Origin of the sequence: Bacillus sp. REN10 (assembly GCF_016820555.1) — a bacterium.
Classification (GTDB): domain Bacteria; phylum Bacillota; class Bacilli; order Bacillales; family Domibacillaceae; genus Bacillus_CE.
In genome coordinates this window covers 12977-36342 of sequence record NZ_JADHDW010000014.1, presented here as the reverse complement: position 1 = coordinate 36342, position 23366 = coordinate 12977, and the positions used below count along the sequence as shown (strand labels likewise).

General features: G+C 40.8%; 27 protein-coding genes, 2 pseudogenes and 2 riboswitches. Of the genes and pseudogenes, 24 read left to right on the top strand and 5 right to left on the bottom strand.

Annotated features, from left to right (window positions below; genetic code table 11):
* Positions 1 to 500 precede the first annotated feature (500 nt).
* From bioW to IRB43_RS15365, 11 genes are all read left to right on the top strand, one after another.
* Complete coding sequence (bioW, locus tag IRB43_RS15415; protein WP_203364376.1) at positions 501 to 1268, top strand: 6-carboxyhexanoate--CoA ligase; 768 nt, start codon at positions 501 to 503, stop codon at positions 1266 to 1268.
* A 15-nt stretch (positions 1269 to 1283) separates the two neighbouring features.
* Positions 1284 to 2456: an 8-amino-7-oxononanoate synthase gene (gene bioF / locus IRB43_RS15410; RefSeq protein ID WP_203364375.1), complete on the top strand. Its 1173-nt coding sequence runs from the start codon at positions 1284 to 1286 to the stop codon at positions 2454 to 2456.
* A gap of 15 nt (positions 2457 to 2471) precedes the next feature.
* Positions 2472 to 3674 carry a cytochrome P450 gene (locus IRB43_RS15405; RefSeq protein WP_203364374.1) on the top strand — a complete coding sequence of 401 codons (1203 nt, stop codon included), beginning with the start codon at positions 2472 to 2474 and terminating at the stop codon, positions 3672 to 3674.
* A 93-nt stretch (positions 3675 to 3767) separates the two neighbouring features.
* Positions 3768 to 3865: riboswitch (TPP riboswitch) on the top strand.
* A gap of 241 nt (positions 3866 to 4106) precedes the next feature.
* A complete protein-coding gene (locus IRB43_RS15400; protein WP_203364373.1) occupies positions 4107 to 4871 on the top strand; it encodes a thiazole synthase in 765 nt (254 codons plus the stop codon).
* Between the two features lie 14 nt (positions 4872 to 4885).
* Entirely contained in the window at positions 4886 to 5998 is a 1113-nt protein-coding gene (gene thiH, locus IRB43_RS15395) for a 2-iminoacetate synthase ThiH (protein WP_203364372.1), read from the top strand.
* Positions 5999 to 6009: 11 nt separating this feature from the next.
* On the top strand, positions 6010 to 6630 hold the full coding sequence (locus IRB43_RS15390; protein WP_203364371.1) for a thiamine phosphate synthase: 621 nt from the start codon (positions 6010 to 6012) through the stop codon (positions 6628 to 6630).
* Positions 6627 to 6830 (top strand): sulfur carrier protein ThiS, encoded by a 204-nt coding sequence (gene thiS / locus IRB43_RS15385; RefSeq protein ID WP_203364370.1) that lies wholly within the window; start codon positions 6627 to 6629, stop codon positions 6828 to 6830. Before IRB43_RS15390 ends, thiS begins: the two co-directional genes overlap by 4 nt.
* 4 nt (positions 6831 to 6834) lie before the next feature.
* Complete coding sequence (locus tag IRB43_RS15380) at positions 6835 to 7848, top strand: ThiF family adenylyltransferase (protein ID WP_203364369.1); 1014 nt, start codon at positions 6835 to 6837, stop codon at positions 7846 to 7848.
* Between the two features lie 137 nt (positions 7849 to 7985).
* A complete protein-coding gene (locus IRB43_RS15375; protein ID WP_238942047.1) occupies positions 7986 to 9194 on the top strand; it encodes an MFS transporter in 1209 nt (402 codons plus the stop codon).
* A gap of 204 nt (positions 9195 to 9398) precedes the next feature.
* Positions 9399 to 10223: an ABC transporter permease subunit gene (locus IRB43_RS15370; protein ID WP_203364367.1), complete on the top strand. Its 825-nt coding sequence runs from the start codon at positions 9399 to 9401 to the stop codon at positions 10221 to 10223.
* Entirely contained in the window at positions 10220 to 11104 is an 885-nt protein-coding gene (locus IRB43_RS15365; protein ID WP_203364366.1) for an ABC transporter permease subunit, read from the top strand. Before IRB43_RS15370 ends, IRB43_RS15365 begins: the two co-directional genes overlap by 4 nt.
* Before the next feature lie 45 nt (positions 11105 to 11149).
* Here the strand turns inward: IRB43_RS15365 and thiD are convergent, their stop codons facing one another.
* Complete coding sequence (gene thiD, locus IRB43_RS15360) at positions 11150 to 11974, bottom strand: bifunctional hydroxymethylpyrimidine kinase/phosphomethylpyrimidine kinase (RefSeq protein ID WP_203364365.1); 825 nt, start codon at positions 11972 to 11974, stop codon at positions 11150 to 11152.
* Positions 11975 to 12120: 146 nt separating this feature from the next.
* On the opposite strand from thiD, the gene IRB43_RS15355 reads away from it, so the two are divergent.
* The 9 genes from IRB43_RS15355 to IRB43_RS15315 all read left to right on the top strand — a co-directional run bounded on the left by IRB43_RS15355 (position 12121) and on the right by IRB43_RS15315 (position 18956).
* Positions 12121 to 13605: a phytoene desaturase family protein gene (locus tag IRB43_RS15355; RefSeq protein WP_203364364.1), complete on the top strand. Its 1485-nt coding sequence runs from the start codon at positions 12121 to 12123 to the stop codon at positions 13603 to 13605.
* A gap of 137 nt (positions 13606 to 13742) precedes the next feature.
* Positions 13743 to 14585, top strand: a complete 843-nt coding sequence (locus tag IRB43_RS15350) for a polysaccharide deacetylase family protein (protein ID WP_203364363.1) — start codon at positions 13743 to 13745, stop codon at positions 14583 to 14585.
* Positions 14586 to 14683: 98 nt separating this feature from the next.
* Positions 14684 to 15403: a YebC/PmpR family DNA-binding transcriptional regulator gene (locus IRB43_RS15345; RefSeq protein ID WP_203364398.1), complete on the top strand. Its 720-nt coding sequence runs from the start codon at positions 14684 to 14686 to the stop codon at positions 15401 to 15403.
* A gap of 104 nt (positions 15404 to 15507) precedes the next feature.
* A complete protein-coding gene (locus IRB43_RS15340; protein WP_203364362.1) occupies positions 15508 to 15729 on the top strand; it encodes a tautomerase family protein in 222 nt (73 codons plus the stop codon).
* Between the two features lie 161 nt (positions 15730 to 15890).
* Positions 15891 to 16739, top strand: coding sequence for a flagellin N-terminal helical domain-containing protein (locus tag IRB43_RS15335; RefSeq protein ID WP_203364397.1), 849 nt, complete (start codon positions 15891 to 15893; stop codon positions 16737 to 16739).
* Between the two features lie 400 nt (positions 16740 to 17139).
* Complete coding sequence (locus IRB43_RS15330; protein ID WP_203364361.1) at positions 17140 to 17691, top strand: TetR/AcrR family transcriptional regulator; 552 nt, start codon at positions 17140 to 17142, stop codon at positions 17689 to 17691.
* A 25-nt stretch (positions 17692 to 17716) separates the two neighbouring features.
* Positions 17717 to 18079, top strand: a complete 363-nt coding sequence (locus tag IRB43_RS15325) for a DMT family transporter (protein ID WP_203364360.1) — start codon at positions 17717 to 17719, stop codon at positions 18077 to 18079.
* Positions 18076 to 18480, top strand: a complete 405-nt coding sequence (locus IRB43_RS15320) for a DUF5360 family protein (RefSeq protein WP_203364396.1) — start codon at positions 18076 to 18078, stop codon at positions 18478 to 18480. The genes IRB43_RS15325 and IRB43_RS15320 overlap by 4 nt, the downstream gene beginning before the upstream one ends.
* 89 nt (positions 18481 to 18569) lie before the next feature.
* A complete protein-coding gene (locus IRB43_RS15315; protein WP_203364359.1) occupies positions 18570 to 18956 on the top strand; it encodes a hypothetical protein in 387 nt (128 codons plus the stop codon).
* Between the two features lie 125 nt (positions 18957 to 19081).
* Here the strand turns inward: IRB43_RS15315 and IRB43_RS15310 are convergent.
* Both IRB43_RS15310 and IRB43_RS18320 read right to left on the bottom strand, forming a co-directional pair.
* Positions 19082 to 19249 (bottom strand): annotated as a pseudogene (locus IRB43_RS15310) (MATE family efflux transporter); the annotation flags it as partial.
* Between the two features lie 31 nt (positions 19250 to 19280).
* Positions 19281 to 19370, bottom strand: a pseudogene (locus IRB43_RS18320) (MerR family transcriptional regulator); the annotation flags it as partial.
* A gap of 161 nt (positions 19371 to 19531) precedes the next feature.
* On the opposite strand from IRB43_RS18320, the gene IRB43_RS15305 reads away from it, so the two are divergent.
* The 3 genes from IRB43_RS15305 to IRB43_RS15295 all read left to right on the top strand — a co-directional run bounded on the left by IRB43_RS15305 (position 19532) and on the right by IRB43_RS15295 (position 21731).
* Positions 19532 to 20353 (top strand): HEAT repeat domain-containing protein, encoded by an 822-nt coding sequence (locus tag IRB43_RS15305; RefSeq protein ID WP_203364357.1) that lies wholly within the window; start codon positions 19532 to 19534, stop codon positions 20351 to 20353.
* Between the two features lie 13 nt (positions 20354 to 20366).
* A complete protein-coding gene (lepB, locus tag IRB43_RS15300) occupies positions 20367 to 20918 on the top strand; it encodes a signal peptidase I (protein ID WP_203364356.1) in 552 nt (183 codons plus the stop codon).
* A gap of 195 nt (positions 20919 to 21113) precedes the next feature.
* Positions 21114 to 21731, top strand: coding sequence for a DUF2238 domain-containing protein (locus IRB43_RS15295; protein WP_238942046.1), 618 nt, complete (start codon positions 21114 to 21116; stop codon positions 21729 to 21731).
* Here IRB43_RS15295 and IRB43_RS15290 read toward each other — a convergent pair.
* Both IRB43_RS15290 and IRB43_RS15285 read right to left on the bottom strand, forming a co-directional pair.
* Positions 21721 to 22035, bottom strand: a complete 315-nt coding sequence (locus IRB43_RS15290) for a DMT family transporter (RefSeq protein ID WP_203364354.1) — start codon at positions 22033 to 22035, stop codon at positions 21721 to 21723. The genes IRB43_RS15295 and IRB43_RS15290 overlap by 11 nt on opposite strands.
* Positions 22035 to 22376 (bottom strand): DMT family transporter, encoded by a 342-nt coding sequence (locus IRB43_RS15285; protein WP_203364353.1) that lies wholly within the window; start codon positions 22374 to 22376, stop codon positions 22035 to 22037. The genes IRB43_RS15290 and IRB43_RS15285 overlap by 1 nt, the downstream gene beginning before the upstream one ends.
* A gap of 54 nt (positions 22377 to 22430) precedes the next feature.
* Positions 22431 to 22530: riboswitch (guanidine-I (ykkC/yxkD leader) on the bottom strand.
* 219 nt (positions 22531 to 22749) lie between these two features.
* Here IRB43_RS15285 and IRB43_RS15280 point away from each other — a divergent pair.
* Entirely contained in the window at positions 22750 to 23289 is a 540-nt protein-coding gene (locus IRB43_RS15280) for a nitroreductase family protein (RefSeq protein WP_203364352.1), read from the top strand.
* Positions 23290 to 23366 lie beyond the last annotated feature (77 nt).

Here is a 23366-nt window from a genome sequence, read left to right as displayed (position 1 = left end):
TTAGTGACTTTTTATTTCCCACTTTTTGTTTGGTTATCATTTAGCTATATCAAGTTTGCTGATGATGGAAGAAGACATTCAAAGAGGAAAAATGTTTATTTAGGTTTCTTGCTATCTATGAGCGTATTTCATTTCATAAACCTTTTATTGTTAAACATGCCTGATTCGTATGGATTGATGATCATCGTTTCAATTATATTAGCATTTAGTGTATATATGTTATTGGTCATTATGAGAGATCGCGAGGCTGTCTAAAAAGTTAGTGAAAGCTGACTTTTTAGACAGCCTTTTTTGTGTGGATGAAAGAGATGTGCCCAATTCGACTAAGTTCGCGCCAAATTGAAGGTGGTTTGCACCCGATTTTCTTTCATTCCCGCCCAATTTCATTCACTATATGGATCATTTCTCTATTTAATGGCAATAAACATTGAAAAAAGTAAACTTAAATATTAATATAGTTTACATATATGGAGTTTCGGTTAACAATCGGGGGTGAAAGGATGCAAGAGGAAGCGTTTTATAGTGTTCGGATGAGAGCGGCTAAGGGGGGACCTCATGAGCAAGGGGGAAAGCATATTTCTGGTGGGGAATTGCTTTCTACTTATCCAAATATGAGAGAAGCTGTAAATAGTTTATTAGATAAGGCGTTAACTCATTCAAGGGGAAATCCGGATTTTGTACAAATTCAATTTGATGTGATTGACGAGCCGATTAAACGAATCGAGCCTTTGTCAATCAAGACGAATGAAGTGGAATCAGTGGAAGCGGGACAAGCGTTGGCACGTGAGTTGTTAGAGCAGGCTGGAATCAAAAAAGAAGTGATCAACAAAGTGTATGAAAAGCTGGTGAATGATCCGGGGATGAGAGGAGCCATGTTGGTCGATGTTCATTCTGGCGAACGAGTTGATGATCGTCACCAAAAAGGTGTGCGTGTGTCGCGCATGGACTGGGTGAATGCCAATTTTGAAAAGTGGGCGGACCATTTTAATGAGCCGAGCCATTCGAGAGTAAAGGAAGCACTCGTGTTGGCCACAAAGGTGAGTGTGCATCCAGCAACGGTCGCCGAGCTGTGCTGGTCTGACGATCCTGAATATATAACGGGGTATGTGGCTAGTAACATGTTAGGTTATCAACGCATCTCACATTTAAAAGAGCATGGAGATGAGCAAGGCTGTCGTATCTTTTTCGTTGACGGATTCAGTGACATGGATTCTTACATACGTTTCTTGGAAAAACAACCGGTTCTTATTCAATGGGAGGAAGAATAATAAGGGAGGTACGTCATGGAACTAAACGCATGGTTAGGTCATCGTCTGAATCAAACAAAAGCGTCTGGTTTGTATCGCCAGTTGCGAACAATGAGCACAGCGCCTTGTTCAGAAAGGGTCATGGAAGGGAAGCGTCAGCTTATCTTTTCGTCGAATGATTATTTAGGGTTAGCAAATGAACAAGGCTTAGTGTATGCTGCCGAAACCATTTTGCATGAATTCGGGGTAGGCAGCAGCGGTTCGAGGTTAACGACGGGTCACACGGAATGGCATCAAAACCTGGAAGAACGGATTGCCCACTTTAAACAGACGGAAGCGGCTCTCTTATTTTCAAACGGCTATTTAGCGAATATCGGTGTACTTTCTTCCTTGCCTGAAAAAGGGGATGTAATTCTGAGCGATCAGTTGAATCATGCCAGTATCATTGATGGATGCCGGTTATCGAAAGCGGATACCGTTGTTTATGATCACATCAACATGCCGCATCTTGAACAGCGGTTACAAGAAACTCAGTCGTATGTACGGCGTTTTATTGTGACAGATGGCGTGTTTAGTATGGATGGGACGATTGCGCCGCTTGATCAAATCATGTCTCTAGCGAAACGATACCATGCTTTTGTGATTGTTGATGATGCTCACGGCACGGGTGTGTTAGGCGAGAATGGGCGAGGGACGAGTGAATTTTTTGATGTGCAGCCAGATGTTATGATTGGCACGTTAAGCAAAGCGGTGGGGACAGAAGGTGGGTTTGTCGCTGGTTCCAACATATTAATCGACTTTTTGCTCAACCATGCGCGCACTTTTATTTTTCAAACGTCGATTCCTCCAGCTATTTGTGCCGCTTCGTATGCCGCGATTGAGTTGATCGAACAAGGTCAAGAAAAGCGTCAGCAATTGTTGGCGAAAATCACCGACATTAAAACATGTTTAGCAGAAATGGGATTCGTTGTAAAAGGGGATGCCACACCAATCATTCCGGTCATCATTGGAGAAAATGATACGGCACTTGCTTTTGCGAAAAAATTAGCAGAAAACGGCATTTACGCCCCTGCCATTCGTCCGCCTACGGTACCAGCAGGAGAAAGCCGCATTCGGTTAACTGTCACTGCTGATCATACAGATGAAGATATCCAAGCTTTATTACAAGCATTTTATGTTATTGGCAAAGAATTAGATATCATTCAATAAATTGGAGGGTCAAACATGGCAAATGATGTACTCGTTTCACCTGCAATGCTAGCTTCTCCTCAGCTAATAGAAAATCCTTATCCTATTTATGATGAATTGCGGTCACAGAGTCCAATCATGAAGGGGACAGCTCTTAAACAACCAGGTTGGTACGTAACCGGATATGAAGAGGCGGCCATGATCTTGAAAGATCCCCGCTTTGAAAATCGGATTCCGCTACCTCAGACAACGAAAAAGTTTGCACAGCTCAAAAATGTACAAAACGATATGCTACTGTTTAAAAACGATCAAGATCACCGCCGGTTGCGCCTGTTGATGAGCCCGTTCTTTACACCGGCAGCATTAAATGATCTATGCCCTTACATCGAGAAAACGGCTCACGATTTAGTGGATGATGTGTACAATCAAAAACGGATGGACATCATTGCCGACTTTGCGTTTCCGTTAGCTAGTCTGATCATTGCTAAAATTATTGGGATACCTGCGGAAGACCGTTGGCAATTTAGAGGATGGGCGATCAGTTTAATAGAATCGATTGACTTTACTCGCTCAAGAAAGACGCTGCTTCATGGAAATGAGACGATGAAGGGCCTGATCGATTATTTTAACACTCTTATTCAAAAAAGAAGGCAATCTCCTGAGAATGACTTCATTAGTCAACTGCTAGAAGCGCAACAAAATGATCAATTGTCAAATGAAGAGATACTTTCGGCCTGTATTTTGCTTGTCATTGCTGGGCATGAGACAACTGTCAACCTCATTAGTAATTCCGTGCTGGCGCTATTGCGAAATCGTGAGCAGCTTCAGTTATTAAAAAAACAGCCATCTCTTATGGAATCGGCTGTAGAAGAATTTTTACGCTATGAAAGTCCGACGCAAATGGTCGCTCGCGTGGCTGGGGATGATATACATATCAATAATGTTTGTATTGAACAGGGAGAGCAAGTGTATATTTTAATCGGAGCGGCAAATCGTGATTCCGCCAAATTTGCGCATCCCAATGTACTCGATATTACTCGAAATCCGAATCCTCACCTTGCATTCGGGATCGGCTCTCATTTCTGTATTGGCGCGATGTTAGCTAAATTAGAAGCAAAAATGGCGATCTTGCCGCTCATCCAACGGTTAGAACATCTTCAGCTAGAGACACAGCATTTGCAATGGAGGAATTTAGTTGGCTTTCGAGCATTAGATCAATTAATGGTCCGATGGGGATGAATGTGGAACGATATAAATAATAGCTGGATGTGCAAAAGAGCCTTAACAAAAACATATATGAGCGTTATACTAGATGAATAATTGAATATTCTAAATAAAAGCTAGGGGTGCCGTTATGGCTGAGAGGATGTAATCCAACTCTTGAACCTGATTTGGTTAATACCAACGGAGGGAAGCTTACTTTTTTATGCTTATTTTTGTATGCGTAGAAACTGAGCCTGCCGTCGTGGTAGGCTCTTTTTTTGAGGAAAAAGCTGAGCTCTGCGCCGCGCCTTTCGCTTTTATTGGGGTCTAGCTACAGGCGTTATCGGCTCGAGGTCAAAAGTCAATCTGTCCAAAAGGTTAAAGAGCAACCTTTCAGCCAGCTCGTCTTTTGCTTGTCACCGATGGGCGAACGCCTTTCGCTTTTAATTTAAAAAGGGAGAGAAGAACATGGAGGAATTGTTTATTGGTGGGAAGAAGTTAACGAATCGATTGTTTACAGGAACAGGTAAATTTGCTGATCATGCAGTGATGAGGCAAGCTTTTGAACAGTCAGGGACAGAAGTTGTCACAGTTGCTTTAAGAAGGGTTGATTTACAGGCAGGGAAAGAAAATATTTTGCATGATATTCCAAAAGGATTGACGTTGCTTCCGAATACTTCCGGTGCGAGAACAGCGGAGGAAGCGGTAAGAATTGCTCATTTAGCTCAAGCAGCAGGGATGGGCAATTGGATTAAAATCGAAGTAATTCCAGACCAAAAGTATTTACTGCCAGATAATGAAGAAACGGTTAAGGCGACAGAGATATTAGCGAAGGAAGGGTTTGTTGTTCTTCCTTATGTAAATCCAGATTTGATCACGGCGAAAAAGCTAGCAGATGTAGGAGCGGCCGCTGTGATGCCTCTTGGTTCACCGATTGGCTCAAACAGAGGGATTAAGATGAAAGAAATGATTCGCATTTTGATTGAAGAAAAAACGTTACCAATTATTGTTGATGCCGGAATTGGCAGACCGTCTGAAGCAGCGGAAGCGATGGAAATGGGAGCAGATGCCGTATTAGTCAATACAGCAATTGCGACAGCAAAGAATCCGGTTAATATGGCAATAGCCTTTCATTTAGCTGTCCAAGCAGGCAGAAAAGCTTATCTTGCCGGATTAGGCCCCATTTCTCAACAAGCACAAGCTTCGTCGCCATTGACTGGATTTTTAAACTAAAAGGAGGTGGTATTGTGAGTTTTTATGATCTATATAATGACATGAAAGATGAGCCATATGACCAACTGTTTGAACGAATGACACGAGCAGATGTTGACAGAGCTCTGTCGAAATCAACACTTGATGAGTATGATTTATTGGCTTTATTATCACCAGCTGCTGAGCAGCGATTAGAAGAAATGGCGCAGAAAGCCCATCAGCTAACGGTTCAGCATTTCGGGAAAGTGATCGTGCTGTTTGCGCCGCTTTACTTAACCGATTATTGCGTCAATAAATGCACGTATTGTAGTTTTAGCTTTGATAATGAGTTTCCTAGACGAAAATTGTCGGCACTTGAAATCCATCAAGAGGCAAAGGCATTAAAACAAATGGGGATTCAGCATGTGATTTTGTTAACGGGAGAATCACGCATCCATTCGTCCGTTGATTATTTAATCGAAGGAGCGCAAATATTGAAGGAGCAAGCCGCTTCAATTTCGATTGAAGTGCAGCCGCTCGATACGAAAGAATATGAACGACTATTTCAAGCAGGAATCGATGGATTGACGGTTTTTCAAGAAGTATACAATGAAGAGATTTATAAAGAGCTTCATCTGAAGGGGCCAAAAAGAAATTATAAATATCGCCTTGATGCTCCTGAGCGAGGCTGTCTGGCTGGAATGCGTTCAGTCAATATTGGGGCATTATTAGGTCTTGATGATTGGAGAAAAGAATCGTACTTTACAGCTCTTCATGCTCAATATTTACAGAAAAAATATCTTCAAACGGATATTGCCGTCTCTTTTCCACGCATTCGACCAAATTTAGGTGGATTCGCACCAAAAGTAGAGGTTCGTGATCGAGACTTGGTGCAGGCGATGCTCGCTTTTCGTTTATTTATGCCGCGAGCAGGCATTACCTTATCGACGCGAGAAGAGGCTGCGTTTCGTGATCATCTCATTAAATTAGGTGTGACGAAAATGTCCGCCGCTTCTTCGACGGTGGTCGGTGGTTATGCGACCACTAGACAAGAAGATAATAGTCAGTTTGAAATCTCAGATTCCCGTTCCGTGGAAGAAGTGAAAGCCAGGTTGAAGCAACTAGGCTATCAGCCAGTAAGTAAAGACTGGGATATGTTAACGGTATAGGAGGTGTGGCGATGTTTTTTCAACTTCATGCCGTCACAACAGGAACACTAGATCAACAGCAAGCAGCGAATATCGCCTCGAAAATTCATCCTTTTGTCGATTATGTTCATATTCGTGAAAAGCACCGGTCGGCGAAAGAGATATTGGAGTGGGTGGAAAGCTTTATCGATGTGGGGGTGCCTGCAAAAAAAATCATTGTCAATGATCGACTAGATGTAGCATTAGTTTCAGGAGTAGCGGGTGTGCAACTGACGGAAAACAGCTTGCCTGTCGTTGAAGCGAAAAAAATTGAACCTGCTCTCACGGTGGGATGTTCCGTTCATGATCCGGAAGTAGCATCGATATATGCGGAACACGGGGCTGATTTTATCTTGTTTGGACATATTTACGAAACCTCGTGCAAGCCATCACTTGCGCCTGTTGGGTTATGGGCAGTAAAAGAAGCTTCGGCTTTATCCAGGGTTCCTATTATTGCAATTGGAGGGATCTTGCCTCATCATGTGAAGGAGTTAAAGCAGGCTGGAGCAGACGGTATCGCTGTCATGTCAGGAATTTTTGGTCACTCTAATCCGCTCGAGCAAGCGATCGCCTATCGTGAAGCGATTAAGAAAGAGGAGAGGATGTCACAATGAATATAACCATCAATGGAAAAAAAGAAGAGCTTCAGCTTGCTTCACCAACCGTTGCGATGTTGTTGAAAACATATGCTCTCGATGGTAAAGCGGTTATTATTGAACGAAACGGGGAGATTGTTTCAAAAGCAGAGCTAGATACGACTCCGATTGCTGACGGTGATCGAATTGAGATCGTTCACTTTGTTGGTGGGGGATGAGGTCATGAAAGATCGCTATTCTAGGCAAGAGCTTTTTTTGCAAGAAAAAGGCTCCTTTACGAATAAACATGTTCTGTTGGTAGGAGTAGGGGCACTAGGTTCCGCTCTAGCGGAAATGCTTGCCCGTGCTGGTGTTTGTCATATGACATTAATCGACCGCGACTATGTTGATTGGAGCAATTTGCAGCGACAGCAGCTATTTACCGAACAGCACGCAAAGGATGGGTTTCCGAAAGCAGTCGCGGCAAAGCAAAGATTAGAGGGAATTAATTCCGATATTCAAATTACAGCTATTACAGCAGATGCAGGCCCCGTGGAGCTAGAGGAGCTGATCAACAAGCAATCACCCAACTTACTTCTTGATGGAACCGATAACTTTGAAACGCGTTTTATGATCAATGATTTATCGCAAAAATATCATATTCCTTGGATTTATGGCGCTTGTGTTGGCAGTCAAGGAATCAGTTATCCGATTATTCCTGGAGCTGGCCCATGCTTTCATTGTTTACTCGATATGCTACCAGTTGAAGGGATGACATGTGATACAGCAGGGGTAATCGCACCAGCTGTTCAAATGACTGTCGCTTATCAAGGCGCAGAGGCGTTGAAAATTCTTTCGGGAAAGATGGAGGCTGTTCGTCAAAAGCTCGTTGCTTTTGATTTATGGAAAAACACGTTTTCATCCATTCGAGTTGCCTCCTTACAAAAGAAGGATTGTCCTTCATGCGGCAGTCACCCAACCTATCCCTTTTTACAAAGAGAAAATCAAACGAGAGCGGCTGTGCTATGCGGCAGAGACACCGTTCAAATTCGCTCGCCACAAGGAAGAAGTTATCAGTTACATGAGCTCGCCTCCATGCTTCAAAAACAGGGAATCGATGTAAAATCAAATGGGTTTTTGTTGTCAGCGAACCTATCCGATCAGCGAATAGTCTTATTTCAAGACGGACGAATGCTGATTCATGGAACGAAAGATATAGTAAAAGCAAAAAAGCTGTACCATCAGTTGTTTAGTTGAAAGAAAGAGTCTTCATGAGAGAAGCACTTCTCTCATGAAGACTTTTTTTATTTCGAATGTCGAAACATTTTCGGTGCCGAAAAAAATAAAATATGTTACACTTTTCTTCATTGAATGCGGAGAGAGGTGAGGTAGTATTGAGTATAGAACGAAACAGCCGTTTTTCACTTTTCATTTTGATGGTGAATATGTTTATTGTCATGACAGGTATCGGGCTGATCGTTCCGATTATGCCAACGATTATTCACGAATTTGATGCTGGCGGAAAAACATTTGGATTATTAATCGCCACTTTTTCATTTGCTCAGTTTCTTTTCTCGCCGCTGGCTGGAGATTTATCCGATCGGTTAGGGCGAAAAAAGACAATTATTGCAGGTCTTATTTTGTTTTCTGTTTCTCAGTTGTTGTTTGCTGTTTCTGAACATTTATGGGTATTATTTGTATCGAGAGCGCTTGGCGGTATTGGAGGAGCGTTTATGATTCCTTCCATGATGGCCTATGTCGCTGATATTACGACAATAGAAAATCGTGCGAAAGGAATGGGGCGTTTAGGAGCGTCAATGTCTTTAGGGTTTGTCATTGGTCCTGGTATGGGCGGATTATTAGCGGAGTTTGGTATGAGAGCACCTTTCTTTACGGCGGCGGCAGTGGCTGCGACCGCTGCTATTTTATCAACATTTCTTTTACCAGAGACAAAGCGCAAAGAAACTACTTCTTCTCCGCAAAAAAGAGAAAGCTTACTTAAACAGCTTGTTCACTCAGTGAAAACTCCTTATTTTCCTTTATTAATTATGGTGTTTACTGTATCTTTCGGGTTAGCCAATTTTCAATCCACGATTAGTTTATTTTCTGATATTAAATTTAGTTTTACCCCAATGGATATCTCCATTTTAATTGTTGTCGCCGGTTTAATGGGTGTTATTGTGCAGGCATTTGTTCTCGAACGGATGGTTAGACGCTTCGGAGAAAGTTCGGTGATTAATGGCAGTCTGATCGTCGCGGCCATCACAATGCTTTCACTGCTGCTAGCGCAAGGGTTTTGGTCAGTGTTAATCATTTCAGCGGTCTTTTTCATCGCTACTTCGCTGTTGCGTCCAGCAATTAATACGATGGTATCGAAAATGGCCGGTGATGAACAAGGGTTTGCGGCTGGCATGAATAATGCGTACATGAGCATTGGCAATGTGATCGGTCCCGCTATTGCCGGCGCTTTATTGGATATGAACTTAAATTTCCCATATATTTTCGGATCGGTCATTATTATGATTTGTCTGCTTATCAGTTCGAAGTGGGCGAAATCAAGCATCAATGAGGCAGAGGTTGGCTATAGCCATCGTTCTAATTAATAAAAAAGGGAGACTTGTTTTTGAGTCTCTTTTTTATTCTTCATGGATCATATATTTGGTTATCGGGTCAAAAAACTGATATTTTATGGTAAAATAATGATATCCAATTAGGTGATCATTAATGATATAAGCTGCTTGTCTGGATTTTATTTTTTGAAAATACGAATTATTTGAAGAAATAAAATATTTTAGAGGAGGACATATTTGGGTAAATATATTCTAACGATTTTTGTATTTTTTTTGATGTCACATCTCATTTTTCTGATTGGAGGACAACCTTTTCTATCTATTCTTGCTGAAACGTTTCAGCAACTTCAGTCACCATTATCAATGACTTATGTTAGTCGCTCTGGTTTTATAGAACGTCCTTTATTTCCTTATTTATTTTTTTTATTTTCGTATTCTTTCTCTATATTTTTTCTTTCTTTTGGAATGGCTCTTTTAGGAACTTTTATTTTATTAAATTTCTATTATTATGTTTCTGAACGTTGGAGACGTGCTTTGAGAAGAGGCTTAACAGTAATAGAGTCGATTCCTGATCTTATGATTATTTGGACTATTCAGTTAGTAGTTATTTATATTTATCAATCAACAGGGATTAAATGGTTGAGTATTGCAGATTCAGGGGATGGTCGCCCAATTGTGTTGCCGGTGTTTTGTTTAACGGTCATTCCAACGATGCAACTCACTAAAATGGCGATCCATTATCTACATGATGAATCAGAGAAAACCTATATTGAATTTGCTTATGCAAAGGGGATCGATCATCATTTAATTTTTTATAAGCATTTATTCCGTAATATTATACCGCCACTTTTTTATCACTCTAAGTCGGTATTTTTATTTATGTTATCTTCGATGCTGATTATTGAATATGTGTTCAATATAAACGGTTATATGTCATTTTTGCTACGTAGTATTATGACGCCAGCCACATTGTTCGTTTGGCTTTCTTTGCTGTTCACTACTTTTTTTCTTTACTTCCAGGTGGGCTCTATTTGGTTAAAGAAGAGGGGGGGGAGGATATGAATAAAGCGTTTCAATCTAAGGGGTTCTTAGTGGGGTTCATTGGTATCATTTTGTTATTAGTAGTTAGTATATGCATCCCATTTGTAGAAGACGGAACAAATCCCTCTGTTCAACAGAAGGAAGATGGAACTTGGCTGTCAGCCCCTTACCACCCAAGAGATCTCCCGCCGTTTGGAAGTGATAAATATGGTAATAGTATGTTTTACAAAGTCATGGATGGAGCAAAATATACACTCAGTTTAATGCTAGTGGTCAGCTTTCTTCAAGTGATGTTAGGGGTGATTCTCGCAGGGATTCTCGTTTTATGGGGAGGGCGATTCAAAAAGCACATATATACTATACTGGAATCCTTTCAATATATTCCTACTATTTTTCTAGCTATTATTTTTATGATGCCGATGATGATGATAGAGTTGGAAGATGTGAGTTTTCCAATGTTACTGTTGCAATGTATGATTATCATTTTTGTCATGTTGCCTTCAGTAACGGTATTAATTGCACATAAGATTGAGTTGATTATGAAGGAGTTATACATAACAGCTTCTCTCCTGCTTGGAGCAGGTAAATATCATTTGTGGAGAGTTCATATTTGGCCGTTCTTAAAAGGTCCAGTGATTATTTTATTTCTCCAACAGTGTGTGCAAGTTTGTTTATTATTCATTTATTTAGGCTTTTTTAATATTTATCTAGGCGGGCAAGTAGAGAAATCCGGGATTGAGAAAGTAGAACATCGCTCCTTGAGTAATGAATGGAGTGGCCTAATCTCTATGGATCGTTTAGAAGTATTTGTAGCACCTTGGATTGTTCTTTTACCAGTAGCTATGTTTTCTTTAACTATCTTTCTGTTAAATGTGATGAAGGAAGGGCTAACAAAGAATTAAAGCAATATAAAAGGAGAGCTTCGAGTGAAGTTCTCCTTTTGCCTCTTATTCTACCGTCACTTTACAGCCTGTTTCATTATATTTTACGTAAGCCGCATGATTCGTTGGTCCGACGCCTCTTTTAAACTGAATGGAGTGGCGAATGGCTGCTGTAATAAATTTTTTCGCTTTTTCCACTGCTTCTGGCACGCTTTTTCCTTTCGCCAGCTCAGCGGTAATCGCTGCCGAGTATGTACAGCCTGCTCCATTGGTGTGGATTGTATCAATGCGCGGGGCTTCCAATAAATAAAATTGTTTGCCATCAAATAGGACATCAATGGCTGGTCCTTCTAAGCGACCGCCTTTGACGAGAACATATTTCGGTCCGAGACGGTGCAGTGCTTGTGCTGCTTCTTTTAGTTCTTCGACAGATGTAAGCGGATCAACTTCTAATAGTTTGGCTGCTTCTGGCATATTGGGTGTAATGATCGTCGCCAGCGGTAATAGTCTGGTTTTCATAGCATGAATAGCGTCATCCTTTAGTAAGGTAGACCCCATTTTGCCGATCATCACCGGATCGACGACGATACTTTTTACATTCGCTTCTTCAATCCACTGTGCCACCTTCGCAATAATTTCTTCCGTAAATAGCATGCCTGTTTTAATCGCATCTGCGCCGATGTCGTGTAAAGCGGTATGTACTTGTGCTTCAATCGCTTCGATCGTTTGCGGGAAAATACCTTGCTCGGTGCGTGGATGGCTAGCCACGATCGCGGTAATTGCACTCATGCCAAATACATCTAGTTCTTGAAATGTTTTTATATCTGCTTGAATGCCAGCTCCTCCTCTTGCAGCTGAGCCAGCAATCGATAATGCTCGGGTAATTGTCATGACATTTTGTCCTTTCCAAATACGTGGTAGTTTCATTATATCGAGGAGGGACGGAAGGAAGCAATGCTTACCATCTGACCGGAGAAAGAGCTAGAAGTTGAGTTTATTCATTTTTCCCCTTCATAATGAGGGTAGGAGGAATGGATATGTCAAAACGTGTCATGGTTGTAGGAGCAGGTATAGCCGGGTTAACAGCTGCTTCGTTGCTTGCGAAAGTCGGATATCAAGTGACAGTGTTAGAAGCATCGTCTGAACTTGGAGGTTGTGCTGGTAAATTTCAAAGGCATCAGTTTTTATACCCAGCAGGAGCAACGTTAGGAATGGGACTTGAGCCAAATGGCATCCACGAACGGGTATTTCGTTTTTTACAGAAGCCGTTTCCGATCGAACCGTTAGAAGTGGTGATGGAGATGATTCACCCTACTCATACTTTTACATTTTATCGCGATCGCATCCGGCATGTAGAGCAAATGCAAGCTCAATTCCCGCAAGAGGCGAAAAGGATTGAGGCATTTTATCAGGAAGTCTTTGAAACGGCACGCATCGTGCGAACATTGATGCAGCGATTACCGATTTTACCGCCAACGACCGTTCGGGAGTGGGGCTACTTAATGGCATCGATTCGCCCTGTTCATGTGAAGCTGTTGCCTGATTTTAACCGAACATTACATGATGTGTTAAAAAAACACTCTCTACATACATTGCGCCCTTTCGTTCATATGCTTGATGGGTTGCTCATTGATAGTATGCAGACGGGGAGCCGGGACGTGTCTTATTTGCTAGCAGCAGTCGCTCTCGATATTTATCACGAAGGAGCTTTTTATGTTCCAGGCGGTTTGTATCGGCTAGCTGAAATGATGGGCGAAAGCGTAGTGGAGAATGGTGGTACAATAAAGAAAAGAAGAACGGTGACAAAGGTTGTGCCATCTGATAATGGCTGGCTCGTACACGATCATCGTGATCAATCGTATGAAGCCGACTTTGTGATTTTAAATAGCGCCATTCAGCAACTGCCGCAATTACTGGAACCAAAGCTAGTTCAGCAGCTGAAAAAAACGCTGAAGCGGCATGTGAATGAACCTACGTGGGTGACGCTCACACTGTATATCACCGTGAATGTGCAAAAGCTAAGCCAGCCGTTGCCGTTATTTCGGCAAATTTCAACGAGCCATAATGGAAATATGGCAGAAGGAGAGCATTTTTTCATGTCTGCCTCCGCGTTAGGAGATCACAGGCGAGCGCCAGACGATTATCAAACGATTACGATCTCTACGCATTCGAATCCAGCTTACTGGGCAACAAAAGAAAAATACGACCACTATCGGGCTACCTTGGCAGAAAAAATGTTAACAGCGGTCGAAGTGGTCGTGCCATCTTTCCGGGAAGCGATTGAATCCATCGAATACGGAGCACCAAAGGCGTGGGAAAACTACACGAAAAGACCAAACGGCTACGTCGGCGGCTTTCCGCAAACAGTCGCTCACGCTTTATTCCGCTCCATTTCACACCGCTCAGGTCTCAACAATCTTTATCTTTGTGGCGATCATATTTTTCCTGGGGGAGGAACAATCGGAGCGGCGACGAGCGGGATTCATGTGGCTCGATCGATTGCGAAGAGTCGGTTAGTTTAACACAATTAAACGATAAACTGTCATATTGTGTGACAGTTTTTTGTTGTTAAAAAAATATCTATTTTACACGTTATAATATAAATGATGGATAGAAAGTTTTGTTTCTTGTGTTTGATGCTAAAGAATGAGGGGAAATTATGAAGGCAGGATTTTTACTATTAAGTACGTGTTTATCTTTATGTTTGCTTCAAGGATGTAGTCAGAAAGAGGAGAAAGAATCGATTCCGATAGAGAAAAAGGAAGCAACAGAAGTGTCAAAAAAGGTGCCTGAAGAAGCAGTGAAATCTATTGATTTAAGTGCGTTTGAACGCAAGCCTGTGCAATGGGGCGAACAGGTAGATGGAGTAAAGACGAGAATGAAAACGAGTGAGAAGAAAATGGCACTTACGTTTGATGCATGTGGAGGGGCTCATGGAAGTGGCTATGATGAAGAACTCATCGCCTTTTTACGAGCGGAACAGATCCCAGCTACGTTGTTTTTAAATGAACGTTGGATTCAGACGAATGAGGCGCTCTTTTTAGAGCTAGCAGCTGATCCTTTGTTTCAAGTTGAAAACCATGGAACGAAGCATGCTCCGCTGTCTGTCGCAGGCGGAGAAGCGTGGGGAATTGAAGCAACTGCCTCGCCGCAAGCCGTTTATGATGAGATTATGAGCAATCATCAAACGGTAAAGGCATTGACAGGCAAGGAGATGACGATGTTTCGATCGGGTACAGCTTATTACGATGAGGTGGCTGTTCAGTTAGCTGAAGAGCTCGGATATCAAGTCGTTAATTTTGATGTGCTCGGTGATGCGGGAGCAACATTTTCTAGTGAGCAAGTGAAACAAGCGCTAACGGGTGCGAAGGCAGGTTCGATTGCTCTTTTACATATGAACCAGCCACAAAGCGGAACAGCTGAAGGGGTCAAGCAAGCGGTGCCAGCTTTACGAGAGCAAGGCTTTAAGTTTGTGTTGCTTGAAAATGAAATACTACAATGAAAGTAACTATGGTTTTCTAGAAAAAAATGTTGAAGAAGTCACCTACTTTTATAATATAATTATGGGTGCAGACTTAATGCAGAAAGAGAGTGGTCATGATGGGCCGTAAATGGAACAATATTAAGGAAAAAAAAGCGTCAAAAGATGCCAATACTAGTCGGATCTATGCTAAGTTTGGACGGGAAATTTATGTAGCAGCGAAGCAAGGCGAGCCAGATCCAGAATCCAATCAGGCGTTAAAAGTAGTACTCGAGCGCGCGAAAACGTACAGTGTGCCAAAAGCAATTATTGATCGAGCGATTGAAAAGGCGAAAGGCGGGTCAGAAGAGAACTTCGACGAGCTTCGTTACGAAGGCTTCGGACCAAACGGATCAATGGTCATTGTTGATGCGCTGACAAATAACGTGAACCGCACAGCCTCTGAAGTGCGCGCAGCCTTTGGGAAAAACGGCGGAAACATGGGCGTGAGCGGATCAGTTGCTTATATGTTTGATGCAACAGCTGTTATCGGTGTGGAAGGAAAAACGGCTGATGACGTGCTTGAATTATTAATGGAAGCGGATGTCGATGCACGTGATATTTTAGAAGAAGACGAAGCGGTGATCGTTTATGCTGAGCCTGATCAATTCCATGCGGTGCAAGAAGCATTCAAGCAAGCAGGAGTGACGGAATTTACAGTAGCTGAATTAACGATGTTACCGCAAAGTGAAGTTCAGCTATCCGAAGAAGCCCAAGCGCAATTTGAAAAGATGATTGATGCATTAGAAGATTTAGAAGATGTTCAACAAGTGTACCACAACGTTGATTTAGGGGAATAATATAGGAAAGCAGACCTTAATAGGGGTCTGCTTTTTTTGTGAGGATAGGCAAGGAATTTCAAGAGTAAGAACGAATATAAAAGTAGTATGGAGGGATCTAGAAAATGCCGATTATCACAGTACAATTAGCAAAAGGAAGAACAGTTGAGCAAAAACAACAATTCGTTGCAGCCGTTACGAAAGAAGCGGGGCAAAAGCTGAATGTGAAAGAAGAATGGGTGACCGTTATTTTTGAAGAGTATGATCGGGAAAACTGGGCATCTAATGGTCAGTTGCACTCGATAAAGTTTGGTAAAGGTTTTGGGGAGGCGAAAACGGAAGCATAGAATGTTTGTGTTTTACATTAACTCCCTTGTATATATTTAGAAATTTTCTGCTTATCCGATATAAAGAACATACATCAAGAAATTAAAGCAGATAGCAAGATAGAGAGGAGGAGTGCGATGTTGTCAAAGTAAGGTGATTTTTGACAACGATGATGATCGGTATGAGAATTAATCATAATGTAATGGCGATGCATTCTTATCGGATGTATAATAGGGCGTTAGCTGCACAAGGTCGGGCAATGGAGAGACTGTCTTCGGGGTTGAGAATTAACCGGGCAGCCGATGACCCGGCAGGACTGGCAATCTCGGAAAAAATGCGAGCACAAATTCGCGGCTTGAATCAAGCATCACGCAATGCGCAAGATGCGATTTCTTTAATTCAGACAGCGGAAGGAGCACTTAATGAAACGCATGACATTCTGCAACGGATGCGCGAGCTTTCTATACAAGCGGCCAATGGGACACTTAGTGAGGCTGATCGATTAGCGATACAGGAAGAAATAGATGAGCTCACGAAAGAAATCACGAGAATCGGCGGCAATACAGAGTTTAACACGATGAAGTTGCTCGATGGTTCAAAAAATGAGTTTAAGATTCAAGTGGGGGCAAATTCCGGGCAGACGATGACACTTGAAATGGCTGATATGCGAGCGGTGGCCATCGGATTAACTGGCACGGGCAGCGGATATACAACAAAGGGTACGCTTGATATGTCATCCACTGAATCTGCTTCATCAGCCAGTTCGATCATTGATAAAGCGATTGAGAGGGTATCATCACAACGCTCTAGGCTTGGTGCCTATACAAGAAGGCTTGAGCACACAATCAATAACTTAGAAAACACCGCAGAGAATTTAACCGCAGCGGAATCGCGAATTCGGGATGCTGATATGGCTAAAGAAATGATGGAATACATGAAGCAATCCCTTTTGGCTCAAGTCGCAATGGCGATGATGGCCCAAGCCAATCAGCAGCCAAGCTTAATCTTGCAATTGCTGAGAGCGAACTGAATAGTATTTTATAGAGGTAACATAACGTAGGTAGAAGCCACTGAAAAAGTTAGCGATTCAAAAAGGAAACGATGGGGAACTATTATTTATAGTATCTCATCGTTCTTTTCTTGCGGCCATTGTTTTTGCTCTTTATGTTGTCCTAAAGATTTTTGGCGTTCATCTACTTGATACTGTGCCAATAATCCCTGCATATTTTTTTATATTATACTGACAGAATATTTATTATTGAAAACACCCAATATGTGACCAGTCCCCCATTTATTGCGAAATTTAACGCTATATTTATCAATCAACAAAAATCGACAAACCTCAGGGGATGACAGGAACCTGTCGCAAATGATATATTGGTACTTATAAAACTTTATTGGTACCAACAGTTTAAAGGAGATGTTATTCATTGAAGCAAAGGATTATGGATGAAGCTATTCGATTAATTCAATTAAAAGGGTTTGCTTTTACCATTAGTGATTTAGCTAGTCGATTAGCGGTGAGTAAACGCACCATTTATGAACATTTCTCTTCTAAAGAAGAAATTATTGAGGTTGTTATTGATCAATTCATTTCAAAGATTAAAGCGAAGGAACAGCAAATTGCTGCAGATGATTCGTTAACGATAGTGGAAAGAATAAGAGAGGTACTAGTTTTCATCCCTAAGGAATTTGAATTGATGGACATCCGCTTATTATTGGAGCTAAAAAAACATCACTATCAACAATGGTGCAAACTGGATCGCTTCATGAGAGAAGAATGGGCGATTGTAGAGCAATTAATGAATGAAGGGATACAGGCAGGAGTCATCAAAGACATACAGCTATCGTTATTTATTGAGTTATATTTAGCGATGATCAATCAAATCTATGATCCGCAGTTTAAATTAAAACATAAGCAATCGATGGGTGAATTACTACAATCAATGATGGATATTTTATTTTACGGTGTCGTGAAATGATGTTGCAAAAGAAAGGGGAAGATTTATGCATTGGGTATATTTAGCGTTTGCTATTGTGATGGAAGTAGCCGGAACAATTTCTATGAAGCAGTCAAATGGCTTAACAAGAATGCTTCCGAGTATATTAATGATTGTTTTTTATTTAGGAAGTTTTAGCTCTCTAGCTCTTGCTTTGAAAACCATTGAGGTGTCCGTCGCTTATGCGATTTGGTCTGGTATTGGTATTTCCGTTATTAGTATTATTGGTATTCTTTATTTTGGTGAAACGATGAATATCCTGAAAGTAGTTGCGATTTTGTTAATCATTGTTGGGGTAGTGACGTTAAATTTTGCAACTGGTAAGGAAGAAGGGAAGGAACAGATAGCCGTGGAGGAGAGAGAAAGCTGAAAACGTTAAAATACTTTTTCTTAGTCACTGACGTTGGATTTCTCTTGTATTGGCTGATTACGTTTCTTCATATTATACCACCACAATTTTTATTTAAAGATTATCATAATCCTATTTTAGTAGCATGGAATTGGTCGTTTTTACCTCTGGACATGTTAGTCTCGATTACAGGGTTTGTTAGTCTTTATCTGTGGGTAAAAAAGAGTGCATTATGGAGTCACTTAGCGCTTATTTCGTTAGTTTTAACTTTCTGTGCAGGATTACAAGCCGTTGTGTTTTGGTCCATTCGTCTTGATTTCGATTGGACGTGGTGGTTACCTAATCTTTATTTATTAATTTACCCTCTTTTCTTTTTAAAACCTGTCATAAAACAATGTAAGAGTGATAGCAACATCGGGTAGTTCATTTGAAAATGTAACATTCTATTCATCTTCCGTTCATTTTTATTCCCTACAATGGTAGTAGAAAATAATTGTAGGAGAGGATTTTCGTGAACGGAAAAAATTTAGTGTTAATACGATTTTCAGCCATCTTTGCAGTGATTGGAGCAATGCTAGGAGCACATATGGCTGGTTCAGGATCGTATGCTTTTCGTCCGATCCATGCTCATATACTCGTTGTCGGTTGGTTAACATTATTTGCTTGGGGTGTGTATTACCAAGTGTTTGAAATTAAAGCAAAAAAATTAGCAATATGGCATACATGGACTGCCATTATCGGTTCTACTGGTTTAACGATCGGAATGTGGATGACGTTTTTACAGCCGTTTAATATTTCTAAAGCTGTTTCTTTAGTGTTTTATATCGGTGGAGGAGTTACGTTATTAGTAAGCTTCATTCTGTTTGTCGTTACGACATTCTGTATTGAAAAAAAATAAACGTTGGACCGCGCGCTGTAATGGCATTGGCGGTTCTTTATTCTTGTATTGCCAGTGAAATGAAAATTAGATAAGCAATTGAACCTTGTTTGAATCATTCCAAACAGGGTTTTTTTAGGTTAAAGTTATGCAATAGTTTTCACGTGCTCTACTGGTACAGGATGCCGCCAACGATTCATGATAAATACCATCAAAGCGGTCAATACCTTAGCAACAGGCAGTACGAGCCAAAGGCCATGGACACCAAGCCAAGCTGGTAAAATAAATAGTAAAGGAATAACAAGAACCAATCCTGTCATCTTATCTCTTTTATTGGTTCCCAGCATCAAAAATTGATCGATGGTATAATATCGATTCCGCGATATGGTACATTTTAGCCATCTCACCAATGGTAAAGCGTTGCTTCAATAATATAATGATTTCTCCTATTCATAGAAGTTTAGTTCTTATTTGAACATTTATATTTTCTCCCCTATTATAGTAATTACCAATGTTTTTATAAAAAGATAATGATTAGAAATATTATAGAAAATAGTAAACTATGTTTAAGTTGGGATAATGAAGAGGTGAGCGTTATGGAATCTATTATAGATCGTAAAGGTGCTACTAAAGCTGCGAATATTCCAAAGCAGGTGCTGAATTTACTTAACCTAGGCGAGATTGAAAGTGTCAATTTGACCGAATGGTTAGCGGTAGATCAAAGGGTGTTATTGAAAAAAGTGTTGCCTACAGTTGGATTATCAGAGCATTTGAATGACCTTTTATTCAAATTAGAAGTGGCGAATATGACGAATGGCATGAAAGCGGTTAGGATGATCGGAGAAAATTTGCACGAAATACTCAAGAAAGTAGATGGAGAAACAGCTGATCAAAAGTTCTTCTTACTCGCCGATCATCCATCAGACAGTGTTCGGTGTTGGGCGGCCTTTATAGTTGGTTCGACTATGGATGTTGGAGTTAAAGAGTTGCTAGTTAAGATTAGAAAATTTGCTGCTGATCATCATTTTGGTGTGAGGGAGATTGCTTGGATGGCTGTTAGAGGAGCGCTTGCGAAGGAACTTGAGGCCAGCATTGAGCCATTGAAAGAATGGGCGAATGACTCCGATGAGAATATCCGTCGATTTGCTGTTGAATCGATCCGGCCTCGAGGTGTTTGGTGCAAACACATTGAAAGATTAAAGAACGAGCCACAAATCGCTCTCCCTATTTTAGAACAAGTGAAATCTGATGAATCAAAATACGTGCAAGATTCGGTTGGCAATTGGCTAAACGATGCGAGCAAGACACAACCGGAATGGGTGCTCTCCGTTTGCGATGAATGGGAGAAGGTATCAGATACGAAAGAAACAAAACACATTGTAAAAAAGGCGAAGAGAACGATTATGAAAAATCAATAAGGGAGTGTTGGATGTGTCAAAAAATCATGCAAAAGAAGAATGGAAAAGCTGGCTGAAAACTTTTTTAGTAGCGTTTGGACTAGCGATGGTAATCAAGACATTTATGTTTGCCCCATATTCAGTTAAGGGGGCATCAATGGAACCGACTTTTCATAATAAGGAAAGAGTCTTTGTGAATAAGTTAAAATCTGTGGATGACTTGAAACGAGGAGACATCATCATTGCTCAAGGAGAAGACAATGAGAACCATTATATAAAAAGAATTATTGGCTTACCTGGAGATGAACTTGAAATGGTTGATGATCAATTATTTGTAAATGGAAAATTGCAGAAAGAACCTTACCTGACAGAAAACCGTCAAATGGCGAAACAAAAAGGAATGCTTAGATTAACGGGAGATTTCGGACCAATTTCTATTTCTGAAAATGAATATTTTGTCATGGGGGATAATCGTTTACGCAGTAAGGATAGTCGCAATGGGTTAGGGTTGATCCACAAAGAAAACATTGTGGGAAAAGGGGAATTTGTTTTTTATCCTGTTTCAAATTTTAGGAATGTGAAATAAAAACGAGGGGGATTACTCAGGTGAGCAATTCCCCTCGTTTTTTCAATCTTTAACTAAGCAACAGATCTTGCGTAGTTTATCAGTCAGAGATTAAAGAAATATAGTTGCGAGTCTGGCTTTTTACTTTCACTTCGGATAAAAACTAGCTTTTTTCACATACTATAAGCAAAAATCTTTGCCATTGGAGTGAAAAATTTGTCTCAAAGAAACAGGATTCATCTGTATTTACTATTCATAGTGATAGCTGTTTTTATCTGGTCCATCATCAAACCAGCAAGTTATTCATCATGGGCGTTAGAGGTAGTGCCTGCACTAATTGGACTGATTATTGTTATTGCAACATACAACCGTTTTCGCTTTACTACACTTTCCTATACGATCATGGCGATATTAGCGGTATTAATGTTTATCGGTGGGCATTATACATATTCTGACGTTCCTCTCTTTGAGTGGTTGCAAGACCAGCTTGATTTAAAGCGGAATGATTATGATCGCTTCGGCCATTTTCTGAAAGGGTTATTTGCTATTGTTATTCGGGAAATTGTGCTACGTAAGACACCGATCACGGCAGGCGCTTGGTTATTTTTTATCGTGGTTAGCATCATGCTTGCTATTTCCGCGTTGTATGAAATCATTGAATGGTTAGCGTTTAAAATAGCGAAAGGAGGAAAGGTAACACAAGGATTTTTAGGCATGCAGGGGGATCAATGGGATGCCCAATGGGATATGTCTTTAACATTGGTCGGTTCGATCCTTACGTTACTTTTCCTTTCGAGGATACATGACCGGTTTTTAAAGGAGATCAAGAAATGAGCTTCAAACCAATTGCTGCTCCAAGCACTATGCTAATAAAAAGCAGTCGTGGCCCATTTTTTGGTTCATTGTATAGAAGCATTCCTAAAATCGCACCACCAGCAGCACCGATTCCTGTCCAGATCGCATAGGCTGTTCCCATCGGTAACGATTTCATCGCTATAGCAAGAAACAGAAAACTTGCACTAAAACTAACAATCATATATATAAATGATGCCCAGTTTTTATCCTGATGGAATTTATTAATCATCACAACTCCAAGCATTTCAAAAATACCTGCTAAAACGAGAGACATCCAAGCCATTATGATTCTGCTCCTTCCGCATGCTTACTTTTTGTGACCAGTTTTAATCCGATTACGCCGATTAACAACATGAGGATAAGCAACAGTTTTGCTATTTTAATCGGCTCTCCGAAAAATAAAGTTTCCGACAAAACAGTTCCGGCCGTTCCTAACCCTACAAAAACGGCATAGACCGTTCCTACAGGAAGCTTTTTCCCAGCCATGATCATCATATAAAAGCTGATGATGATAGAGAGCGCCGTTCCAGACCAAGTCCAAAACGTATCTGCATGCTTTAATCCAATCACCCAGAATACTTCAAAAAAAGCCGCTATAAATACTTTTAACCAATCTTTATCCATTGCATTGTCCTCCTTAATATGTAAGTAAAAAAGCCTGAGAGATTATCAAAAATAATCTCCCAGGCTTTTATCCTTCCGTGACACAGCAAAGCGCCGTGAGCTTTCTCTCGGACCAGACCAATTTATTATCTGCGGAACCCTAGAAAGCATAGTTCACAAACAAAGTTCACTGTTTGCGCTTTATTTATATTTCACAACAATCAATAATTATATCATGAATTTTTCTCATGATATTGTCAAGCTCTATGTGTACCGCTCGACAAAATCCGGGGAGTGACAGGCACTGCTCTCTTTACAAACAAATTGAAAATGATTATCATTTAAGGTGGATATGATATAAAGTTGATTTGTGAATTATTAGGAGGGTATTAGAGTGTCTATTGCTAAAACGATTCGTGAAAGAAGGTCTATTAAAACGGGATATAAAGGGGATGCCGTTTCTAAAGAGGTAGTAGTAGAACTGCTAAATGATGCGGTGTGGGCACCGAACCATGGATTAAGAGAGCCATGGCGGTTTATTTTTGTGCCGACGGAAAATAAAGAAGCATTTATTGAACAATTGGTTCTTACATACCCAAAAGATATACATGAAAACAGAAGAAATTATTTCAGCCAGCCAGCAGCCTTTTTAGTCGTTGTGATGAAAGAGGATCCACGCCAAAAGCAATGGGAAGAAGATTTTGCGGCGACGAGTGCGTTAATTCAAAATTTCCAGTTGCTCGCTTGGGAACGTGGCTTAGGTGTTGTATGGAAAACGAATCCGCATAACTGGGATCCAAAGGCAAGACAATTAATGAATGTACAGCCGGGGGAGAAAATCATTGGCTTCTTGCATTTAGGTTATTTTGACGCGGAGGAGATTCCGGATGCTAGACCACGAACGCCAGCAGAGGAAAAATTAACGATTATGTAAATGGAAGAGAAGGGAGCGCTATTAGTGCTTTCTTTTTTTTAAAGAATGAAGGGAATTTTAAAAACACGGCGAAATGA

Coding starts and splice junctions, on each gene's coding strand:
- bioW (WP_203364376.1), top strand. CDS start 501: ATGCAAGAGGAAGCGTTTTATAGTGTTCGGATGAGAGCGGCTAAGGGG.
- bioF (WP_203364375.1), top strand. CDS start 1,284: ATGGAACTAAACGCATGGTTAGGTCATCGTCTGAATCAAACAAAAGCG.
- IRB43_RS15405 (WP_203364374.1), top strand. CDS start 2,472: ATGGCAAATGATGTACTCGTTTCACCTGCAATGCTAGCTTCTCCTCAG.
- IRB43_RS15400 (WP_203364373.1), top strand. CDS start 4,107: ATGGAGGAATTGTTTATTGGTGGGAAGAAGTTAACGAATCGATTGTTT.
- IRB43_RS15390 (WP_203364371.1), top strand. CDS start 6,010: ATGTTTTTTCAACTTCATGCCGTCACAACAGGAACACTAGATCAACAG.
- thiS (WP_203364370.1), top strand. CDS start 6,627: ATGAATATAACCATCAATGGAAAAAAAGAAGAGCTTCAGCTTGCTTCA.
- IRB43_RS15380 (WP_203364369.1), top strand. CDS start 6,835: ATGAAAGATCGCTATTCTAGGCAAGAGCTTTTTTTGCAAGAAAAAGGC.
- IRB43_RS15365 (WP_203364366.1), top strand. CDS start 10,220: ATGAATAAAGCGTTTCAATCTAAGGGGTTCTTAGTGGGGTTCATTGGT.
- thiD (WP_203364365.1), bottom strand. CDS start 11,974: ATGACAATTACCCGAGCATTATCGATTGCTGGCTCAGCTGCAAGAGGA.
- IRB43_RS15355 (WP_203364364.1), top strand. CDS start 12,121: ATGTCAAAACGTGTCATGGTTGTAGGAGCAGGTATAGCCGGGTTAACA.
- IRB43_RS15350 (WP_203364363.1), top strand. CDS start 13,743: ATGAAGGCAGGATTTTTACTATTAAGTACGTGTTTATCTTTATGTTTG.
- IRB43_RS15345 (WP_203364398.1), top strand. CDS start 14,684: ATGGGCCGTAAATGGAACAATATTAAGGAAAAAAAAGCGTCAAAAGAT.
- IRB43_RS15340 (WP_203364362.1), top strand. CDS start 15,508: ATGCCGATTATCACAGTACAATTAGCAAAAGGAAGAACAGTTGAGCAA.
- IRB43_RS15335 (WP_203364397.1), top strand. CDS start 15,891: ATGAGAATTAATCATAATGTAATGGCGATGCATTCTTATCGGATGTAT.
- IRB43_RS15325 (WP_203364360.1), top strand. CDS start 17,717: ATGCATTGGGTATATTTAGCGTTTGCTATTGTGATGGAAGTAGCCGGA.
- IRB43_RS15305 (WP_203364357.1), top strand. CDS start 19,532: ATGGAATCTATTATAGATCGTAAAGGTGCTACTAAAGCTGCGAATATT.
- IRB43_RS15290 (WP_203364354.1), bottom strand. CDS start 22,035: ATGGCTTGGATGTCTCTCGTTTTAGCAGGTATTTTTGAAATGCTTGGA.
- IRB43_RS15285 (WP_203364353.1), bottom strand. CDS start 22,376: ATGGATAAAGATTGGTTAAAAGTATTTATAGCGGCTTTTTTTGAAGTA.